This is a genomic window from Psychrobacillus sp. FSL W7-1457 (genome assembly GCF_038593405.1).
In the GTDB taxonomy this organism is placed as follows: Bacteria; Bacillota; Bacilli; order Bacillales_A; family Planococcaceae; genus Psychrobacillus.
In genome coordinates this window covers 183137-199971 of record NZ_CP151993.1, presented here as the reverse complement: position 1 = coordinate 199971, position 16835 = coordinate 183137, and the positions used below count along the sequence as shown (strand labels likewise).

Sequence of the window (16835 nt, the reverse complement as noted above, 5' to 3'; positions counted from 1 at the left end):
GAGAGGGTAATTACTCCCTCTCTCCAGGCTTTGGTAATGGTAGTGTATTTTCTTCCACATGGCTTTCTGAGCCTTCCATTGCATCTGTATCATATACATGTAATTGATATGTGAAAGTATCATCGTTGTTCACCTTTATAGACATAACTTCTTCTTTGTTAGTTAAATCTGTGATAATTGGCTTCATTTCATTCCTCTCTATGTCTAACACATACAGCTTGCCACCAGCAGTTATCATCCCGTACGCGTAGCCGATTATAACAAATAGTCGACTTTCATCAATCCAAGCCACTTCTTTCGGTGTGTATTGCCTGTAAGGTTCTTCCTCCAGTAATTTAAAGATAAATGAATCCTTTGCATTCATGTTTTCGATAACTAAAGTACCGATGCCCTCTTCTCCAGCCTGTTCTCCACGTCCTTCTATTGTGGCACGATATGTACCGTTGGGTGAAGGAATCCATGGAGAGTGGAAAGTTGGTTTGTAATTAAATGCTTTAGTTTTCTCAAATGTATCGGGAGTTGCTTTATTTCTATCATCTTTTGACTCTGTTGCATACGTATATTCTTTTATTTCCTCTGTTACCCCAATAATATAATCGCCTTTTTCTTCATCCCAGTATTCAGATACCCCTTTTATATATCCATATCCAGGAGCATAGTAGCTTCTAGCTCGATACGCATCCGCACTTGTCTCTACAACCATCACGTTGTTCAAGGTACCTAAAGGAGTTGTAATCTCTTCCTCTAAGGAAACAATAACCCCTTCACCAAGGGTACCTCCATACCCATATGGATCTCCCACTTCAAATGGAGCTTCTAGTATCAGCTCTATGGTAGGCAAGGACTCTAACTCTTTGAATGTCATATTCGTTGGCGAGACGCCCTCTAGCATTTCTCTGTAAACGAGCTCTACCTTATTGTCCTTAATCCGATAAATGTTTTCGAACGCTGCCCCTGTATTACTCACTATTTGCTGAACATAATCTACGTTGAGCCAAGTTGTTTCAATAGTAGAACCGCTATCCTCATAACCACCATCAAAAGTAGACTTGCTATTGACCGGAAAATATTCTTTTAATAGCAATGTAAGATCTTCTTCATGATTTGGTTCTTCCAAGGGAGGGACCACAGTGGTTGGCGGTTCCTCTGCAGGTTGGAACGGCTTTTCTTGGAGAAGGTTTGGGACTAGTATGAAGCAAGCAACAGCTATCAAACCTGTAAAAGCTGCTATAGCTGTATAGCTAGCCAAACGCTCCGACTTTCTTTTTATGTGGTTCCCTTTTTTCTTTTGAATCTGCTCCTTCACTCTATCACCACGTTCGGAGGTGTTCCCTATTTTCAACAGCAGCTGTTGTTTAATATCATTCATTTACAAGCACCTCCCATTCCCCATCCTTTAGTTTTTCCTTCAATAGTGACCTAGCTTTTCTGAGCCTTGTCTTTACGGTACTATCTGAAATGATTAACAGCTGAGAAACCTCCAGGACTGATAACTCTTCAAAATAATAGTGTATGATCACTTCACGATATTTCAATGGGAGCTCTAGCACTGCTTCTGCCAGTTCTAATTTTTCATCACTTTCTATCATGACATTTCGAGACCTTTTAGTTGGTGATTTAAATGAATTAGTTAATGTATGAGTTCGATATCGCCAGCTCTTCAAATAATCCTTACATCTGTTAATGGTTATTCGTGCAAGGTATGTCTTCAAAGATGCTCGTTCTTCAAACTGCTCGAATTTCTGATAGAAGGTCAAAAAAACCTCTTGAACAATATCTTCTGCTGCAGGCCACTCCTTTACATATAAGTAAGCAAGCTTAAGCAGATAATCCATATGCTCCTGCATTACCTGCTGAAACCTCTGTTCTTCTAAATAACTGTCCAAATTCTATCCCCCTTCCTACCCCTTTTAATAATAGACGAGGCACCTATACAGCACGTTTTGAAAACGTACATATTAATAAAAGCTGCTTCGACTCTTGCTCGAAACAGCTTGTTAATTTAAAAACAGTATTTTCCTTGTATATGGGTTAAAGATTACAACAATTTCATTGGAATCCTGAATAACATTCATACGATAATTCTCTTTACCTGTCTCCGCTTGAGGTATAGTAGTTAGAAAACTCTCTTGGACCTCTACGTCATACTCCTTCGCTACTATTTGCTTTGCTTCTTCATACGTATAATTAGGCTTAACTATTTCATACATCAAAGTAATACAAACAATACCTAATAAGCACAATCCTGTCGTTTTAAAGAATTTTTCTCTTTCATCCATCCAAATAATATAAATTTGAACATACGATAATAAAATTAACGGAATGTAAATCGATAAAAAGTGTAGAGTTGGATCAATCCTTAAATATTTGCTGGAATCATAAAAGAAGTGAAGAAAGAAAGCAATGGACGCTATAAAATAAATAATAGACACAATTATTTCCTTCATCTTTTCACCTCACTTACAGATTTCTATTAAAAGATTTCCATTCTTACTTATTCTTCAACAAGCCGTCCTCTTTTACCTTTTCCCCATACATTTTGAAGTCCCAAGGTTAGAATGTACAAATTATCTTCCACACAAAAATGCAGTCCCTAATTGCTTTCGAAAGGATGCTCTACTGCTGGATTGTAGTAAAATACCGGCTGATTGTCGTAAAGTAGAGCTTCATTGTAGTAAACGAGCACAGGATTGTCGTAATCTTTGTTCAGGAAACCAATTTGGTTAGGGATTGTAGTAAAATACCGGTTGATTGTCGTAAAGTAGAGCTCCATTGTAGTAAACGAGCACAGGATTGTCGTAATCTTTGTTCAGGAAACCAATTTGGTTAGGGATTGTAGTAAAATACCGGTTGATTGTCGTAAAGCAAAGCTCCATTGTAGTAAACGAGCGCAGGATTGTCGTAATCTTTGTTCAGGAAACCAATTTGGTTAGGGATTGTAGTAAAATACCGGTTGATTGTCGTAAAGTAGAGCTCCATTGTAGTAAACGAGCACAGGATTGTCGTAATCTTTGTTCAGGAAACCAATTTGGTTAGGGATTGTAGTAAAATACCGGTTGATTGTCGTAAAGCAAAGCTCCATTGTAGTAAACGAGCGTAGGATTGTCGCAATCAATGAGACTTTATTTCAGATTGCTGCTTCCAGTCATGAATTGTGTGGAAATTGTGTGTGACACAGGGACAGGCTAGCGTCTACTACCCAAAGTTAAAATGACGATACTTCCAAGCAACAAACCAATTCCTATCCACGATGTAAACCCTAAAATTTCTCCCACTACGACTACACCAAGCAGTGCAGCTGTGGTTGGCTCTGCTAGCGATAGTGTCAATGCAGAGGATGCTGGTATCTTCCGAAGACCCCACCCATACAAAACATACGCCACACTCGTTGTAGCCAAGCCTAAATAGACGATGATTCCCACGTTACCTGGATCAGCTAGCCAGCTTATGTCATAGATAAAGAAAAATGGCGTTAACAGCAACGCACTTAGTGAGAACGTCACTGCCACTACAGGGATGGCTTCTTCTTTTTGTAAAAGGGACTTGCTCGTAAGCGTATAAAAAGCAAATATAAGCCCGGCAACTAGTGAATATAAAATACCTACCGGATCGATTGTTACTTCACCCTTCGTCAAAAATAAAAACAGACAGCCAACAATTGCTAGTCCAGTAGAGAAACCCCACACTTTTGTGGGTCTCATTTTCAAGAAAATCCATTCAACCATGCCAGAGAAAACAGGCGCACTTCCGATAGCAACTACACTGGCAATGGCAACACCGGTTAATCGTACGGATGAAAAAAACAAAAGCTGAAACAAGGATATGCAAATAGCGGCATATATTGTCTGTTTCCAAGGCCAAGTGCGAAGCTTTAACTTTTTTAGTAAAATCATAATGATTAATAGGGGAATGCCTCCGGTTGCCGATCGTCCAGCGCTAATAATAAAGGGATGGGCATTATCTGGTAAAAATGTTTGAGCCGTTCCTGTCGTTCCCCAAAGCATCGCTCCCAGTAATACGAATATGTATGGTATAACAGCCACTCTTTTCATCCTTTCTACTACAACTATTTTCTATGTGAGGACATTGAGTTACCTCCTTGTCTCCATTATACTAATAAAGACGTAGGAGGGATTTGTACCATGTACATGACAGTAGAAGAAACAGCTGACTTCTTGTCGATGCCACTTGAACAAGTCAAAAGGTATATCGCCGATAAAAAAATACGTGCTGTCTTTGACGGAGAGCAATATGTTGTCAATAGTGCACAGTTCGAAACCCATTTAGAGCAAGTGGAAGAATTAAAACGCCAAATTGATGAGTGGCGCAATACTCCAATTCCAGAGGACATTGATGTGAAGGACGAGGACTAGCCAATTTAAGCATATCAAACAAAAAGGACTTTTTCCGAAGGGAAATTGTCCTTTTTGATTTTATATTGTAATAAAAAAGCCTGCTCTCTTACCGATAATCTCTGCGTAGTCCTCAACCATCACACTAGCAGTAGGATACATCCCCGCTCCAGGACCTACTAGTGTAAGTGTCCCAATATAGTTAGTATCAAGAGAAACAGCATTATTTACTCCTTCGATTGCATACAACGGATGATCTGCTCCTACCAGCTGAGGTCCTACTGATGCATATAACTCTCCATTTTCATCCTGTTCAATTTCTGCTACATGACGATAACGAAGACCTTTGTCCTTAGCTTCACGTACATCCTCTAATGTAATTTCATCGATTCCTACTACACGTACATCGTCCCAATCTGGCTGTTTTCCAAATGCCAATGCGCTTAAGATCATTAGCTTGCGAAATGCATCCTGACCAGATATATCGTTGTAAGGATCAGCCTCTGCATATCCAAGCAGCTGTGCTTCTTTTAAGGCATCCTCAAATGGCGAATCCTCTATACGCATTTGCGTCAAAATATAGTTGGATGTTCCATTCAATATTCCTTGAATTTTCTTCACAGAGTTTACTTGAAGCAGGTTTTTTAGAGTCTTGATAATTGGCACCCCACCAGCTGTAGTAGCCTCATAGCCTACAAATACACCTCGTGATTTTGCGCGCTCCTGTAAGGGAATACTATATTTAGAGAACATGACTTTATTTGCAGTAATCACGTGACAACCTTTGTCAATCGCTCTGCATAAATAGCTATATGCGGGCTCTTCGTTGACAATTGCCTCAAAAACTACCTGGAGTCCAGGAATATTCTCAATATCCTCAAAGTCGTCTGTTACCAAAACTCCTGGAGTTTCAGGTCTTTCTTTTGCTAAATTATTTATCAGGATTGCACAAATCTCAATATCCAACCCTAATGACTTTTTTAAGTCTTCTCTTTTTTCATTTACGATATGATAAATCCCTTGGCCGACTGTTCCAAACCCTAAAATCGCTGCTTTTATTTTTGCCATGCTGTCTCCTCCAAAATGAATCTGTACAATTGAATATAAATAATCGCACTTGTGTAATATTTCAATAAATTTATTGACTATTTTACATATTGTAGACTATTTTTATTCATTATACAATATAATTCTACCTAGAGAGGACATTTGTTTTTCTCAAAAGTACTTTTTCGAGTGCATTTTGTAAGTCTTCAACTGCCTCCAAGCCAACAGACAAGCGGATTAGGTCCTCTGTAACGCCTGTTTTTTCTAAATCCTCTGGAGTAAGCTGTTGGTGAGTAGTAGAAGCCGGGTGGATAATTAAGGATTTTGCGTCTCCTACATTAGCAACATGAGACCAAATTTCAATATTATCAATAATTTGTCTGCCTGCTTCTCTGCCTCCCTTCACTCCAAATGTCAGAATAGAACCGAAGCCATTTTTTAAATACTTTTTAGCCAGCTCGTGCGTTGGATGGTTTTCAAGCCCTAAGTAGTTAACCCATGACACTTCCTCATTTGCATTTAAGTACTCTGCAATCTTCTGTGCATTTTCGTTATGTTTTGGCACTCTTAAGTGAAGTGTTTCTAGTCCTTGAAGAAAGGAAAATGCTGCCTCTGGGCTAAGAGTAGGACCAAAATCCCGAAGCAACTGAACTCTTAGCTTAATTGCAAATGCCACATTTGGTACGTCGATTCCATAACGTAGCCCATGATAAGTAACATCAGGCTCTGTAAATCCCGGAAATTTATCGGAGTTCCAATTGAAATTCCCTCCGTCTACTACTACACCACCAATTGTTGTCCCATGGCCTCCAATCCATTTCGTTGCAGAATGTATAACAACGTTAGCTCCATACTCTATAGGATTTGAACCAAAAGGTGTAGCAAATGTGTTATCTACTAATAATGGAACTCCTACTTCATTGGAAATTTTTGAAACAGCTTCTACGTCTAGAACATTTAAGCTTGGATTTCCAATGATTTCTGCAAAGAAGCCTTTCGTTTTCTCTGTAACAGCTTTACGGAAATTTTCTGGGTCAGAGGAATCTACGAATTTTACTGTAATCCCATAACGTGGGAGTGTATGTGCAAATAGATTAAAAGTTCCTCCGTATAAGTTTTCAGCAGCTATAATTTCATCTCCAGCTCCAGCAATGTTCAAAATAGAAAATGCTATGGCTGCTGCTCCTGAGGAAAGTGCTACTGCTGCTGTTCCTCCTTCCAGTAATGCAATTCTTTGTTCAAAAACATCTACTGTTGGGTTTGTGATTCTGGAATAGATATTACCAGTCTCTTTCAAGGCAAATAGATTTTGTGCATGCTCTGTGTTTTGAAATACATATGAGGTTGTTTTGTAAATAGGTACTGCTCTAGATCCTGTCACTGGATCAGGCGTTTGTCCACCGTGCAATAGAAGTGTTTCTTTTTGAAGATTAGTCATTTGAATTCCTCCGATTTAGTAGATTAGATGGATGCTGGAGGCCAGAGAGGATTATAGAACTGACAACTATAAAAACCCCTCTTCAATTAAGAAGAGGGGTCAAATTGATGACATGTTCCTCCTCTTATCTTCCAAATTCTATTAAAGAATTTGTAGGATTTAGCACCTTTCCAAGTTATAGAACTTGGTGGTTGCCGGACTTCTTAGGGCCTATTCCCTCAGTCACTCTTGATAAGAGTATTTGATTAGTATTCCATCTTGTTACACAGTATAAGTCTCCATATATTTAGATGTCAAGTCATTTTATAAAAATTCTGAAACTTCTTCTTTTTTTAATCGTTTAATATAATAGATAGAATAATTTTATAAGGGGTGTCATAGAATGGTTGTTTGGATTGTTAGCATTCTCCTAACAGGCTACATTATTGGTTCGCTACATGGATCTAAACTCGCTCAATGGATGAGTGGAGTTAATATAAAAAAAGAAGGCCTAAATAATTCCGGAGCATCCAATGCTACTATCGTACTTGGTTGGAAGTATGGTGTTTTAGTGGGAGTCATAGATATATTAAAGGGTGCCATTATGATTATTGGCGTACGTGTACTTTCTGAGCAGTGGAGCTTGTTTAGTTCATCAGAGCTGGATCTACTTCTTTATCTAGCTGGTGCCGCGGTTATTTTAGGACACAACTTTCCAGTTTTCACAAAATTTAAAGGTGGGAAAGGCACTGCTTCCATCATCGGGGTTTTACTTGCATTACACTGGCCGGTCGGACTGGCAGGATTGCTTATATTAATCTGCGTTACACTTTTAACGGATTATTTGTTGATAGGAGTTTTATTTTTTTATCTCATATTTTTAGGAGCCTCTGTCTGGACAGCAGATGGAGCAGGGCCAATTTTAATAGCTGGCTTCCTATTTTTAATGGCTTCCTTCTTACACATAGAAAATGTCCAACGATTATTACGAAAGGAAGAGACAAAAATCTCCTCCGTTATAAAGAAAAAGAAGCCTTCGCTTTAAAGGAAAAGAGTGAGTTAAATGAGCAAAAAAAAGAGGTGGATTGTGGTCATTCCATTAATAATAATCGCATCGAGCGGATTAGGTATGTGGATGCTTACAAGCAAATGGCTCGAGGACGGGTTGAAGCCTAAGGCAGACGGTTCCAATGAGTATGCCATTGTGTTAGGGGCAAAGGTAAAAAAAGGACATATACCTTCTCTAGCACTTCTTTATCGTTTGGAAGCAGCACTAGAATATGCTGAAAAGTATCCAGCTGTAAAACTTGTTGTTACTGGAGGACAGGGACAAGATGAGGATATAGAGGAAGCTATAGTGATGAAGAACTATCTTGTAGAGAATGGAATTAAGGAGAGTCGAATCATAGTAGAAGATCAATCTACCTCTACGTATGAAAACCTTTTATACTCCCAACAGCTTCTCCCTGACAGCGTTACCTCTGTCACCATTATTACGAGTGATTTCCATTTACAGCGCGCAAAAATTATAGCCGAAGGAATAGGATGGAATGCTGATGTGGTAGCTGCTAGGACACCACAAATTTCAGAGGCAAAACTGCGTTTGCGTGAAAGAGCAGCCTTGCTCAAAACCTTTGTCTCTGGAGAATAAAACAAAGGGAAGGATTAAAAAGAAGAGTAGCTACGCTGCCCTTCCTCCCTTCCTCGGCTCGCTCATTTTCGAAATATAGGAAATTTATTAACCCTCTACCAGTGCATAGTATTTCAGAAGTTTACCTTCTAACTCTACGAGTAAAATAGGACCTTCTTTTTCTATAGTTGAAAAGATCTTTGCACCAACAGGGAGCTTATTCGACATTTCGTCTTCAAAGTCTGTGTCTGAATCATTTCTTTTTTTTATTTCCCCTACTTGCTCGCCTTTTGTTAAAGTAAGTTCCTCAACCCAATCAATTCCGGTCTTATAAATCACACCATCTAGCTGAAATATATCGGCTTCAGGGTCTAATGTTAAAACCTCTTCAGCGTCAGGATTTTTAGTTTCATGAACTTCTATTTTTTCTGTATTTAATGAATTAGAACATCCAACAGCAGTTAATAAAACGAAAATGATCAAACCCAAAAATAATGCTGGTAGTCTCACGTTATCCCCTCCTTACATTGTTAGACGGACAAGGGTGGAATAAGTTACCTTTCAATACTTTTATATATGGTCTGTATTCTTCTCTAATTATAATTGGATTCAATTCACTTCTTCCTCACCCCTTTACCCAATAAACACTACCATCATCTTTTCTATCTAAAAACCCGTACTCAACTAAATAGCGTCTAAGGGTCACATAGTCATCGTATATGCTTTTTAGAATTTCATTTATTTCTTTTTCGCTATACTGTTTTTCCTTGTCAAAATGCTTAATAATTACTCTTAGTGTTGCTAGCTTTTGCTTTTCCTTTTTCGGAAACTTAATCATCCGCCCATTTAATCCACCAGGGAAGAACTTTTTCTCTACTTCTGCCTGCTCTTCGGCTGTTATATTGTAGCGATCGTCTACCATCGTAGCGTTTTTATGAATTGGAAGGAAATTAGGGGCATGACTGTCCTTTTCCTTCAACAGCTCCATCATCGTCAAAAATATCTTTGCTTGGCGTTCCTTCTCCTTCAAAACAAAACGATGATTTCGAATAGTTGAGGCACTCCCTATCTCTAACTCCTTTTGAACTTCTAAGTCACTTCTCCCTTCATAAAACAGTTTTAGCAAGCTATTTTGGTGATCCGTCAAGCCTGTTAGCTTTTTGTTTAAGCCAATTAAATAGTCAAACACAGAGATATGTTGTTGCTCTATATGAAGCTTCATAAATTTCTCCGACTCATAAAGTACGTGATTTTCAGGATAAATCAAACCTTTTTCTACTTTTTCCCCACACAATAAACATTGATAGCATTCTAGTTCCTCCACATATCCTCTTTTCATATCTTCCATAGAAGCTTCTATAAATTTCTCAACCGCATTCATAACAAACACTCCTTAATTTTGTTTATTTATTTATAAACATTTTATATTATTGTCTATAAGTAATCAAATAAAATAATACTGTTGCAATTTTTCTGAAAATAATAAACAATTGAAAGGTGAGGATTACAAAAATTAGGGGGAAATACAGTGGTTACATTTAAAGAGTACGAATATAAAAGACCAGATTTACAAGAAATGAAGACAGCATTTCATAGTTTATTGGATAAAATGAAGGAGGCTTCTTCTGTAGAGGAGCAAAATTCAATAATTGAAGAGATTAACTCGATTCGCAACGACTTCTCTACCCAAGCAAACCTTGTTTATATCCGAGCTTCTATCGATACAAACAATGAATTTTATCAAAAGGAACGCGATTTTTTAGATGAAATTAGTCCCGAGGTAGATGAGCTTGTCACAGAATACTACAAGGTTCTTGTAGCTTCCCCATACCGTAATGAGCTAGAACAAAAATGGGGCAGCCAATTATTTGATTTGGCAGACTTTCAAATTAAAGGATTCTCTTCCGAACTTATAGGCTTAATGCAAAAGGAAAACAAACTAACTTCTGACTACTCTAAGCTTGTTGCATCTGCAGAAGTTGAGTTCGAGGGAGAAAAATATACACTAGCACAGCTTGGAAAGTTCACAGAGTCGACAGACCGTGAAATAAGAAAGAAAGCTAGAGAAGCTTCCGGTGGATTTTTCGAAGAAAACGAAGCCAAATTCGATGATATCTATGACCAACTTGTCAAACTACGTCATGAGATGGCAACTACTCTTGGCTACAAAAACTTTGTAGAGCTTGGGTATATTCGAATGAACAGAATCGACTATAATGCAGAGATGGTAAAGAAATTCCGTGACCAGGTTCGTGATTATATAGTCCCTCTTGCCAATAAGCTACATGAAAGACAAGCTAAACGCATTGGTGTAGAGAAGCTTAAATTTTATGATGAACCACTTAACTTTTTAACTGGGAATGCAACTCCACAAGGCTCTCCACAATGGATTATAGATAACGGAAAGAAAATGTATGAGGAGCTTTCTCCAGAGACAGCTGAATTCTTCCAATTTATGATTGACCGAGATCTAATGGATTTAGAAGCTAAAAAAGGGAAAGAAGCTGGAGGATATTGTACATTTATCGATGACTATGAATCTCCTTATATTTTCTCTAATTTTAATGGAACATCTGGAGATATTGATGTCTTAACACATGAAGCCGGGCATGCTTTTCAGGTTTACACAAGTAGAAATATTGGGATACCGGAATATATCTGGCCAACGTTTGAATCATGCGAGATCCACTCGATGAGCATGGAGTTTTTTACTTGGCCATGGATGGAGCTTTTCTTCAAAGAGCAAACAGAGAAATATAAATTTGCCCATCTAAGCAGTGGCCTTTTGTTCCTTCCTTACGGTGTGGCCGTAGACGAATTCCAGCACGTCGTATATGAAAATCCAGAAATGACACCAGCAGAAAGAAAGGCAGCATGGAGAAAAATTGAGCAAACGTACCTCCCTCATCGTGATTATGATGGGAACAGTTATTATGAGGCTGGTGGCTTCTGGCAGCGCCAAGGACATATTTACGCAAGTCCATTCTATTACATCGATTATACGTTGGCACAGATTTGTGCATTCCAATTTTGGAAACGTTCAAGAGAAGATCGTGAATCCGCTTGGAAGGATTACTTACACCTTTGTAAACTAGGGGGCTCTATGTCCTTCACTAAGCTTGTAAAAGAAGCTAATCTCATTTCTCCTTTTGAAGAAGGCTGTGTCGAGTCTGTCATTGGTACAATTGAGGATTACTTAAACAGCGTAGATGATGCTTCACTTTAATTTTAGAAATAAGGAGTTTATAAGTTATGATTAACCCAGCAGGTTTTTGGATAAGAGTTGGGGCAGGTCTATTAGATGGAATTATTATCGGTATACCATTGGCAATTATTAGCTTACTTTTGTTCGGAGAAAGTGATACTTGGTTTACGACCATAGGACAAAACTTTTATACTTTTATCTTGCCTATTTTATGGGCAGGATACACAATAGGCAAACGAATTGTAGGAGTACGAATCGTTAAAGTAGACGGGTCTAGTGTAGACGTTTGGACGATGGTAAAAAGAGTTATAATAGCAGGAATTGTCTATGGGATAACTTTGGGTATTGGTCTAATTGTGAGCTGTTTTATGGTCGGTTTACGCGAGGATAAGAGATCCCTTCATGATTTTATAGCTGGTACTTATGTAACTCATGATTCGCCTTATTCATGAGCAGTTAACTTAACCTTCTATCATCCCCACTTTATTTTTGATACTAATGAAAAGAAAAGAAGATGGTCGTGATTCCCTTCACGACCATCTTCTTTTATCTAGCCTTATTTTTTAAAGCTTTGTTAAAGTTATTGGTTGATTTAGACTAACAATTTTTTTATAGTGACTGTAAACATAAACAAAGGAACTTTCAAATGGCTATTAAGAACATAAATAGATGATGAAATTGGGGTTGGTGACAGTTTTTCAGCTTTGTTTAGCGAGTAAATTCTTTAGCGATCGATGCTAAAGCTGTTCCCGTTTATTGATTGGAGCGCCAGACGGCAACTCCTACGGGATGAGTGAGACAGATAAGTCGTCACAACCACGCGCGTAAGCGATGGGTGATGGCTTATCGCTCACCCCGAGGAAAGCATCCGGCTGGGGCGAAAAATCAATTCTACTCTCTGATCTAAGATTATTTTGCATCATAAATCAACCCTAACCTTTAACATAGTCTTTTTAATAACATTTTTTAGCCTATACTCTCATACAATAGCAGGTAATTCATAGAAGATAACGAATGTAAGTATAAAGGGGTGTTATTATGTCGAGTAAAATATTAGCAATTACAATTGCGATTATGGGAATTATTTATATATTTTTGATACCTCATGATCCGGTTGGTATTAAAATAATGTTCAAACTTATTCCTATGTTGCTTATTATTCTTTTTGCAAGTGTTCAACCACCTGGTTTACCCAAGAGCTATAAGACACTCATTATTTCGGGGCTATTTATATGTATGCTAGCAGACGGACTAATTTATTGGTTTATTATTGGTCTCATCACATTTTTAATAGGACATATTGTTTATATTTTTGCGTTCAGAAGAATAAAGAAAAACACAATCCCTAAGTGGGCAGCAGCTTTGTTACTTCTTTATGGACTTATTATGATTATTTGGATTGCAGGCACTTTATGGACTGAAGGAGAATTTGTTTTAGTAGTTGCTGTTGTTCTGTATATAGGTGTTATTTTAACTATGGGCTGGCATGCATTACAGACAGGTAATAGGTTCGCCATAATTGGTGCCATCTTATTTATATTCTCTGATTCCATCCTAGCGATTAATAAGTTTATAGTAGCTATCCCTTATGAACATGCACTTGTAATGCTCTCCTACTATGGTGCACAATTTCTCTTCTCATACAGTATATTTTCGCATTATTCCTCAACACGGAATAATCTGTTAAAATAAATATATGCTTTGCATATTGGAGGAGATTTTATCATGAAAGAAATTCTTATCGATCGATTAACTAGATACGCTAAAATAGATACACAATCAAATGCCGCTAGCTCTTCTTGTCCTTCTACTGAAGGTCAGTGGGACTTACTTCATTTATTGGAGAAGGAATTAGCAGAACTTGGGATGGAAGAGATCACGTTAGATGATAATGGATACTTGTTTGCATCTCTACCAGCTAACACAAATAAGGATGTACCTACAATCGGCTTTTTGGCACATGTGGATACAGCAACAGATTACACAGGAAAAAATGTAAATCCTCAGCTAATTGAAAGCTATGACGGACGAGACATTCAACTGAATAAGAATACTGTTATGTCAATTGCAGACTTCCCTGAATTAACAAAGTATGTTGGTCAAACACTAATGACTACAGATGGATCAACCTTATTAGGAGCTGACAACAAAGCAGGTATAGCTATTATCATGACTGCTATGGAATACTTCCTTCAAAACCCCGAAGTAAAACACGGGAAAATTCGTGTGGCCTTTACGCCTGACGAGGAAATAGGTCGCGGACCACATAAATTTGATGTAGAAAAATTCGGGGCAAAATACGCATACACGATGGACGGAGGTCCACTTGGAGAACTGCAATATGAGAGCTTTAACGCTGCTAGTGTTAAAGTTACTACCCATGGCAAAAGTGTACATCCTGGCTCTGCTAAGGATAAAATGGTGAACTCCATTACGATGGCTACTAAATTCCAATCTCCTATGCCTATGGATGAGGTTCCAGAAAAAACTAGCGGAAGTGAAGGTTTTATTCATTTGATGTCCTTTAACGGCGATGTGGAAAAATCGGAGCTAAGCTATATTATCCGTGATCACGACCGTCAAAAGTTCGAAGCTAAAAAACAACTTTTCCTTGATGTTGCAGAGAAATTTAAAGCGGAGTACGGAGAAAAGGCAATCGTAGTCGAGGTAAAAGATCAATACTATAACATGGGTGAAAAAATTACACCTGTTATGGAAATTGTAGATATTGCTAAGGATGTTATGATTTCTTTAGACATAGAACCATTAATCATTCCTATCCGTGGTGGGACAGATGGCTCTCAGCTTTCCTTCATGGGTATGCCAACACCAAACATCTTTACAGGTGGAGAAAACTATCATGGGAAATATGAGTATATCTCTATAAATGCAATGGAAAAAGCTACAGAAGTAATGAAAGGGATTATTCAAACCTTTGAAAATAAAGCATAACTAAGCTATAGATAAAAGAGACACTTGCCATATTAGCGAGTGTCTCTTTTATCGTTTTAGCATATCTTATTACACTGTAGCTTCTGTTACTGGATTTCTTTCTGCAATGTAGCGAGATACATGCTTGTAGCTGACAGCAAATACAATAAATGTCAGTACAAGGAATGCCACTAAGCAAATTAGAAGTACAAAACCATTAGCCAGCATAAACCCTGGATCGCCTAAAGAAATAACGGCTTTAAGCCCTGCATTAGAATACGTTAGCGGTAAGAATTTACTAAGCGCTTGCAAGTTCTCCGGTAACATAGGTATTGGTAGGTTCGAGCCTGTTGTAGATAATTGAAGAACGATGAATGCTAGAGCAATAAATCGACCAATATTACCTCCTAGTGCTATCAAGAAGAATACAATTGACATAAACGCTAAACTTACAAAAACAGTAAATAATATAAACAATCCAGCGTTAGTAACCTGTAGCTTCAAAAAGAATAACGAAAATAAAGACACTAATAAGCCTTGAGCAATGGCAAATAACGAAAGCTGCATTAGTTTACTTGCATACCAGCTAAATAATGAACCAGGCAAAGTAGCTGGTCTTTTAAAATCAACAATAAAGGATAATATTAAAATGCCAACAAATAAAGCTAAAGAAATAATATATGGAGCTGTAGAGTCACGGTAATAATTATAACTATTCACCGTCTCCCCCTTAAAACTAACTGGATTAGAGAATTTAGCTATATTAGCTTCACTCACTTGAATACCACTGACCTGCTCTGCTCCACCTGCTAAGCCAGTTTGAAGCTCTTGGCTTCCAGATTGCAATTGATTTGCACCATCGTTTAGTGATGTTACCCCTAAAGTCATTGTTTCCCAACCAACTGCAACAGTTTGGTTACCATCACTAATTTGTGTAAGCCCTGCCTTTAAATCAGTAACTGCATTTCCAATCTTCGTCCAGGAACTTGCAACCGTGGCATTCCCATTAGCCACTTGATTTGCCCCTGTTTTAAGTCGATTGATCCCAGCATTAGCTACCGTTTGTCCTTCTACAAGTTGATTGATCCCAGCATTCAGCTGCTTAGAGCCTGTGGTAAGCTGAGTCGCTCCCGCAACTAAAGCGTCAGCACCCTGCTTTAATGGTTGAACTTGCTGATCAAATTGAGTGAGACCTTTTGAAATTGCATCACTTGTACCTACAAGAGTCATAAATTCCACATCTTTTGCAAGCTCAGGATGTTTTGCTAAATAACCCTTCAGGCCTTCCGTAAGATTTTGAGATCCTCCTGAAAGCGTTTTCGTAGATTCCGTCACTTTAGCAATTCCACCTGCTAACTGCTCTGCCCCTGGTTTCAACTGTTTTTCTAAACCTGCAGATAATGTGGAACTGCCTGTGTTAACAGTCTTTAAACCATTCAATACCTGGTCAGATCCAGCTTTTAGAGAATCTAAGCCCTTCACAACCTCTTTTGATCCTACAGCCAGCTTTTTAATATCATTCTCTCCACTTTTAATCGAGCTAAGTAATTGGCTAGCTCCATCCTCAGCAGTTTTAGCTCCAACTGCAAGCTTCTGAACATCTCCTGATTTTTCGTTTAAAGATTGTAGCAGTTGACTTGTACCTGCCGAAAGACTTGTTGTACCCTCATACAATTTGTTAGAACCATCAGCACCAGAAGCAAATCCATTAGAAATATCACCAAATCGAGCAAATAATGTTTTGGTGTAGGTTTCCGTAATTTTGTTTCCTAGCTGTTCACGAATTTTTTCTGTGGCACTTTTCGTGACCTGTGAAGCCATGAAGTTTAGTCCTTCATTTTGTGTATAAATTATTTCTGCTACCTGTGGATTAGCATCTAGCACAGTTGTTACCTTGCTAGAAAAGTCCTCTGGAATTTCAATAGTCATATAATACTTCTGACTCTTGAGTCCTTTTTCGGCTTCCTCTTTCGATACAAAATCCCATCCTAATGCTGGATTTTGCTTCAAATCTGCCACTAAATCATTCCCCACGTTTATTGGGGCTCCCCCTGATTCAGCACCTGCATCATTATTAACAAACGCTACAGGTAAATTATCTAGATTGTCATACGGATCCCATGTAGCAGATAACAACACTGCTGCATAGACAATTGGAATTAGCAAAACTCCAATGAGTGAAAATAATACCCCTTTTTTCTCTGTTAGCTTGGATAATTCCACGCCCAACAATTTGAACGCACCCATACATAA

The 16835-nt window shown here is 38.2% G+C and carries 16 protein-coding genes and 1 riboswitch; of the genes, 7 read left to right on the top strand and 9 right to left on the bottom strand.

Going from position 1 to position 16835, the window contains the following annotated elements; translation table 11 throughout:
• Positions 1-10: 10 nt before the first annotated feature.
• The 4 genes from NSQ95_RS01055 to NSQ95_RS01040 form a co-directional block, all read right to left on the bottom strand.
• The gene (locus NSQ95_RS01055; RefSeq protein WP_342560135.1) at positions 11-1369 is read right to left on the bottom strand and encodes a DUF4652 domain-containing protein; all 1359 of its coding nucleotides are present in this window, start codon (positions 1367-1369) and stop codon (positions 11-13) included.
• Positions 1362-1886 (bottom strand): sigma-70 family RNA polymerase sigma factor, encoded by a 525-nt coding sequence (locus tag NSQ95_RS01050; protein ID WP_340886440.1) that lies wholly within the window; start codon positions 1884-1886, stop codon positions 1362-1364. Before NSQ95_RS01050 ends, NSQ95_RS01055 begins: the two co-directional genes overlap by 8 nt.
• 111 nt (positions 1887-1997) lie before the next feature.
• Entirely contained in the window at positions 1998-2447 is a 450-nt protein-coding gene (locus NSQ95_RS01045) for a hypothetical protein (protein ID WP_340886436.1), read from the bottom strand.
• Between the two features lie 738 nt (positions 2448-3185).
• A complete protein-coding gene (locus NSQ95_RS01040; protein ID WP_342560134.1) occupies positions 3186-4052 on the bottom strand; it encodes an EamA family transporter in 867 nt (288 codons plus the stop codon).
• Positions 4053-4142: 90 nt separating this feature from the next.
• Here NSQ95_RS01040 and NSQ95_RS01035 point away from each other — a divergent pair, with 90 nt between their 5' ends.
• Positions 4143-4373, top strand: a complete 231-nt coding sequence (locus NSQ95_RS01035; protein WP_169359239.1) for an excisionase family DNA-binding protein — start codon at positions 4143-4145, stop codon at positions 4371-4373.
• A gap of 60 nt (positions 4374-4433) precedes the next feature.
• Here NSQ95_RS01035 and NSQ95_RS01030 read toward each other — a convergent pair whose 3' ends face one another.
• Both NSQ95_RS01030 and NSQ95_RS01025 read right to left on the bottom strand, forming a co-directional pair.
• Positions 4434-5420: a homoserine dehydrogenase gene (locus NSQ95_RS01030; RefSeq protein ID WP_340886431.1), complete on the bottom strand. Its 987-nt coding sequence runs from the start codon at positions 5418-5420 to the stop codon at positions 4434-4436.
• A 124-nt stretch (positions 5421-5544) separates the two neighbouring features.
• Positions 5545-6837: a PLP-dependent transferase gene (locus NSQ95_RS01025; RefSeq protein WP_342560133.1), complete on the bottom strand. Its 1293-nt coding sequence runs from the start codon at positions 6835-6837 to the stop codon at positions 5545-5547.
• Between the two features lie 121 nt (positions 6838-6958).
• Positions 6959-7075: riboswitch (SAM riboswitch) on the bottom strand.
• A 144-nt stretch (positions 7076-7219) separates the two neighbouring features.
• On the opposite strand from NSQ95_RS01025, the gene NSQ95_RS01020 reads away from it, so the two are divergent.
• Positions 7220-7861, top strand: coding sequence for a glycerol-3-phosphate acyltransferase (locus tag NSQ95_RS01020; protein WP_340886427.1), 642 nt, complete (start codon positions 7220-7222; stop codon positions 7859-7861).
• Between the two features lie 18 nt (positions 7862-7879).
• Positions 7880-8467 carry a YdcF family protein gene (locus NSQ95_RS01015; protein ID WP_340886424.1) on the top strand — a complete coding sequence of 196 codons (588 nt, stop codon included), beginning with the start codon at positions 7880-7882 and terminating at the stop codon, positions 8465-8467.
• Between the two features lie 87 nt (positions 8468-8554).
• Here the strand turns inward: NSQ95_RS01015 and NSQ95_RS01010 are convergent, their stop codons facing one another.
• Together NSQ95_RS01010 and NSQ95_RS01005 are read right to left on the bottom strand one after the other, a co-directional pair.
• Positions 8555-8956, bottom strand: a complete 402-nt coding sequence (locus NSQ95_RS01010) for a hypothetical protein (protein ID WP_342560132.1) — start codon at positions 8954-8956, stop codon at positions 8555-8557.
• A 115-nt stretch (positions 8957-9071) separates the two neighbouring features.
• Positions 9072-9827, bottom strand: a complete 756-nt coding sequence (locus NSQ95_RS01005; RefSeq protein WP_342560131.1) for a DUF2087 domain-containing protein — start codon at positions 9825-9827, stop codon at positions 9072-9074.
• Between the two features lie 147 nt (positions 9828-9974).
• On the opposite strand from NSQ95_RS01005, the gene NSQ95_RS01000 reads away from it, so the two are divergent.
• The 4 genes from NSQ95_RS01000 to pepT all read left to right on the top strand — a co-directional run bounded on the left by NSQ95_RS01000 (position 9975) and on the right by pepT (position 14603).
• Positions 9975-11672, top strand: coding sequence for a M3 family oligoendopeptidase (locus tag NSQ95_RS01000; protein ID WP_342560130.1), 1698 nt, complete (start codon positions 9975-9977; stop codon positions 11670-11672).
• Between the two features lie 26 nt (positions 11673-11698).
• Positions 11699-12103, top strand: coding sequence for an RDD family protein (locus NSQ95_RS00995; protein WP_169359247.1), 405 nt, complete (start codon positions 11699-11701; stop codon positions 12101-12103).
• 586 nt (positions 12104-12689) lie between these two features.
• Positions 12690-13343, top strand: a complete 654-nt coding sequence (locus tag NSQ95_RS00990) for a lysoplasmalogenase (RefSeq protein WP_342560129.1) — start codon at positions 12690-12692, stop codon at positions 13341-13343.
• A gap of 33 nt (positions 13344-13376) precedes the next feature.
• The gene (gene pepT, locus NSQ95_RS00985) at positions 13377-14603 is read left to right on the top strand and encodes a peptidase T (protein ID WP_342560128.1); all 1227 of its coding nucleotides are present in this window, start codon (positions 13377-13379) and stop codon (positions 14601-14603) included.
• A gap of 69 nt (positions 14604-14672) precedes the next feature.
• On the opposite strand, the gene NSQ95_RS00980 is transcribed toward pepT, so the two are convergent.
• Complete coding sequence (locus tag NSQ95_RS00980) at positions 14673-16829, bottom strand: YhgE/Pip domain-containing protein (protein ID WP_342560127.1); 2157 nt, start codon at positions 16827-16829, stop codon at positions 14673-14675.
• Between the last annotated feature and the right edge of the window lie 6 nt (positions 16830-16835).

Excerpts from the sequence above, each read along its gene's own strand:
- NSQ95_RS01040 (WP_342560134.1), bottom strand. The coding sequence starts at position 4,052 with ATGAAAAGAGTGGCTGTTATACCATACATATTCGTATTACTGGGAGCG.
- NSQ95_RS01035 (WP_169359239.1), top strand. The coding sequence starts at position 4,143 with ATGTACATGACAGTAGAAGAAACAGCTGACTTCTTGTCGATGCCACTT.
- NSQ95_RS00995 (WP_169359247.1), top strand. The coding sequence starts at position 11,699 with ATGATTAACCCAGCAGGTTTTTGGATAAGAGTTGGGGCAGGTCTATTA.
- NSQ95_RS01055 (WP_342560135.1), bottom strand. The coding sequence starts at position 1,369 with ATGAATGATATTAAACAACAGCTGCTGTTGAAAATAGGGAACACCTCC.
- NSQ95_RS00990 (WP_342560129.1), top strand. The coding sequence starts at position 12,690 with ATGTCGAGTAAAATATTAGCAATTACAATTGCGATTATGGGAATTATT.
- pepT (WP_342560128.1), top strand. The coding sequence starts at position 13,377 with ATGAAAGAAATTCTTATCGATCGATTAACTAGATACGCTAAAATAGAT.
- NSQ95_RS00980 (WP_342560127.1), bottom strand. The coding sequence starts at position 16,829 with ATGGGTGCGTTCAAATTGTTGGGCGTGGAATTATCCAAGCTAACAGAG.
- NSQ95_RS01025 (WP_342560133.1), bottom strand. The coding sequence starts at position 6,837 with ATGACTAATCTTCAAAAAGAAACACTTCTATTGCACGGTGGACAAACG.
- NSQ95_RS01045 (WP_340886436.1), bottom strand. The coding sequence starts at position 2,447 with ATGAAGGAAATAATTGTGTCTATTATTTATTTTATAGCGTCCATTGCT.
- NSQ95_RS01005 (WP_342560131.1), bottom strand. The coding sequence starts at position 9,827 with ATGAATGCGGTTGAGAAATTTATAGAAGCTTCTATGGAAGATATGAAA.
- NSQ95_RS01015 (WP_340886424.1), top strand. The coding sequence starts at position 7,880 with ATGAGCAAAAAAAAGAGGTGGATTGTGGTCATTCCATTAATAATAATC.
- NSQ95_RS01030 (WP_340886431.1), bottom strand. The coding sequence starts at position 5,420 with ATGGCAAAAATAAAAGCAGCGATTTTAGGGTTTGGAACAGTCGGCCAA.
- NSQ95_RS01020 (WP_340886427.1), top strand. The coding sequence starts at position 7,220 with ATGGTTGTTTGGATTGTTAGCATTCTCCTAACAGGCTACATTATTGGT.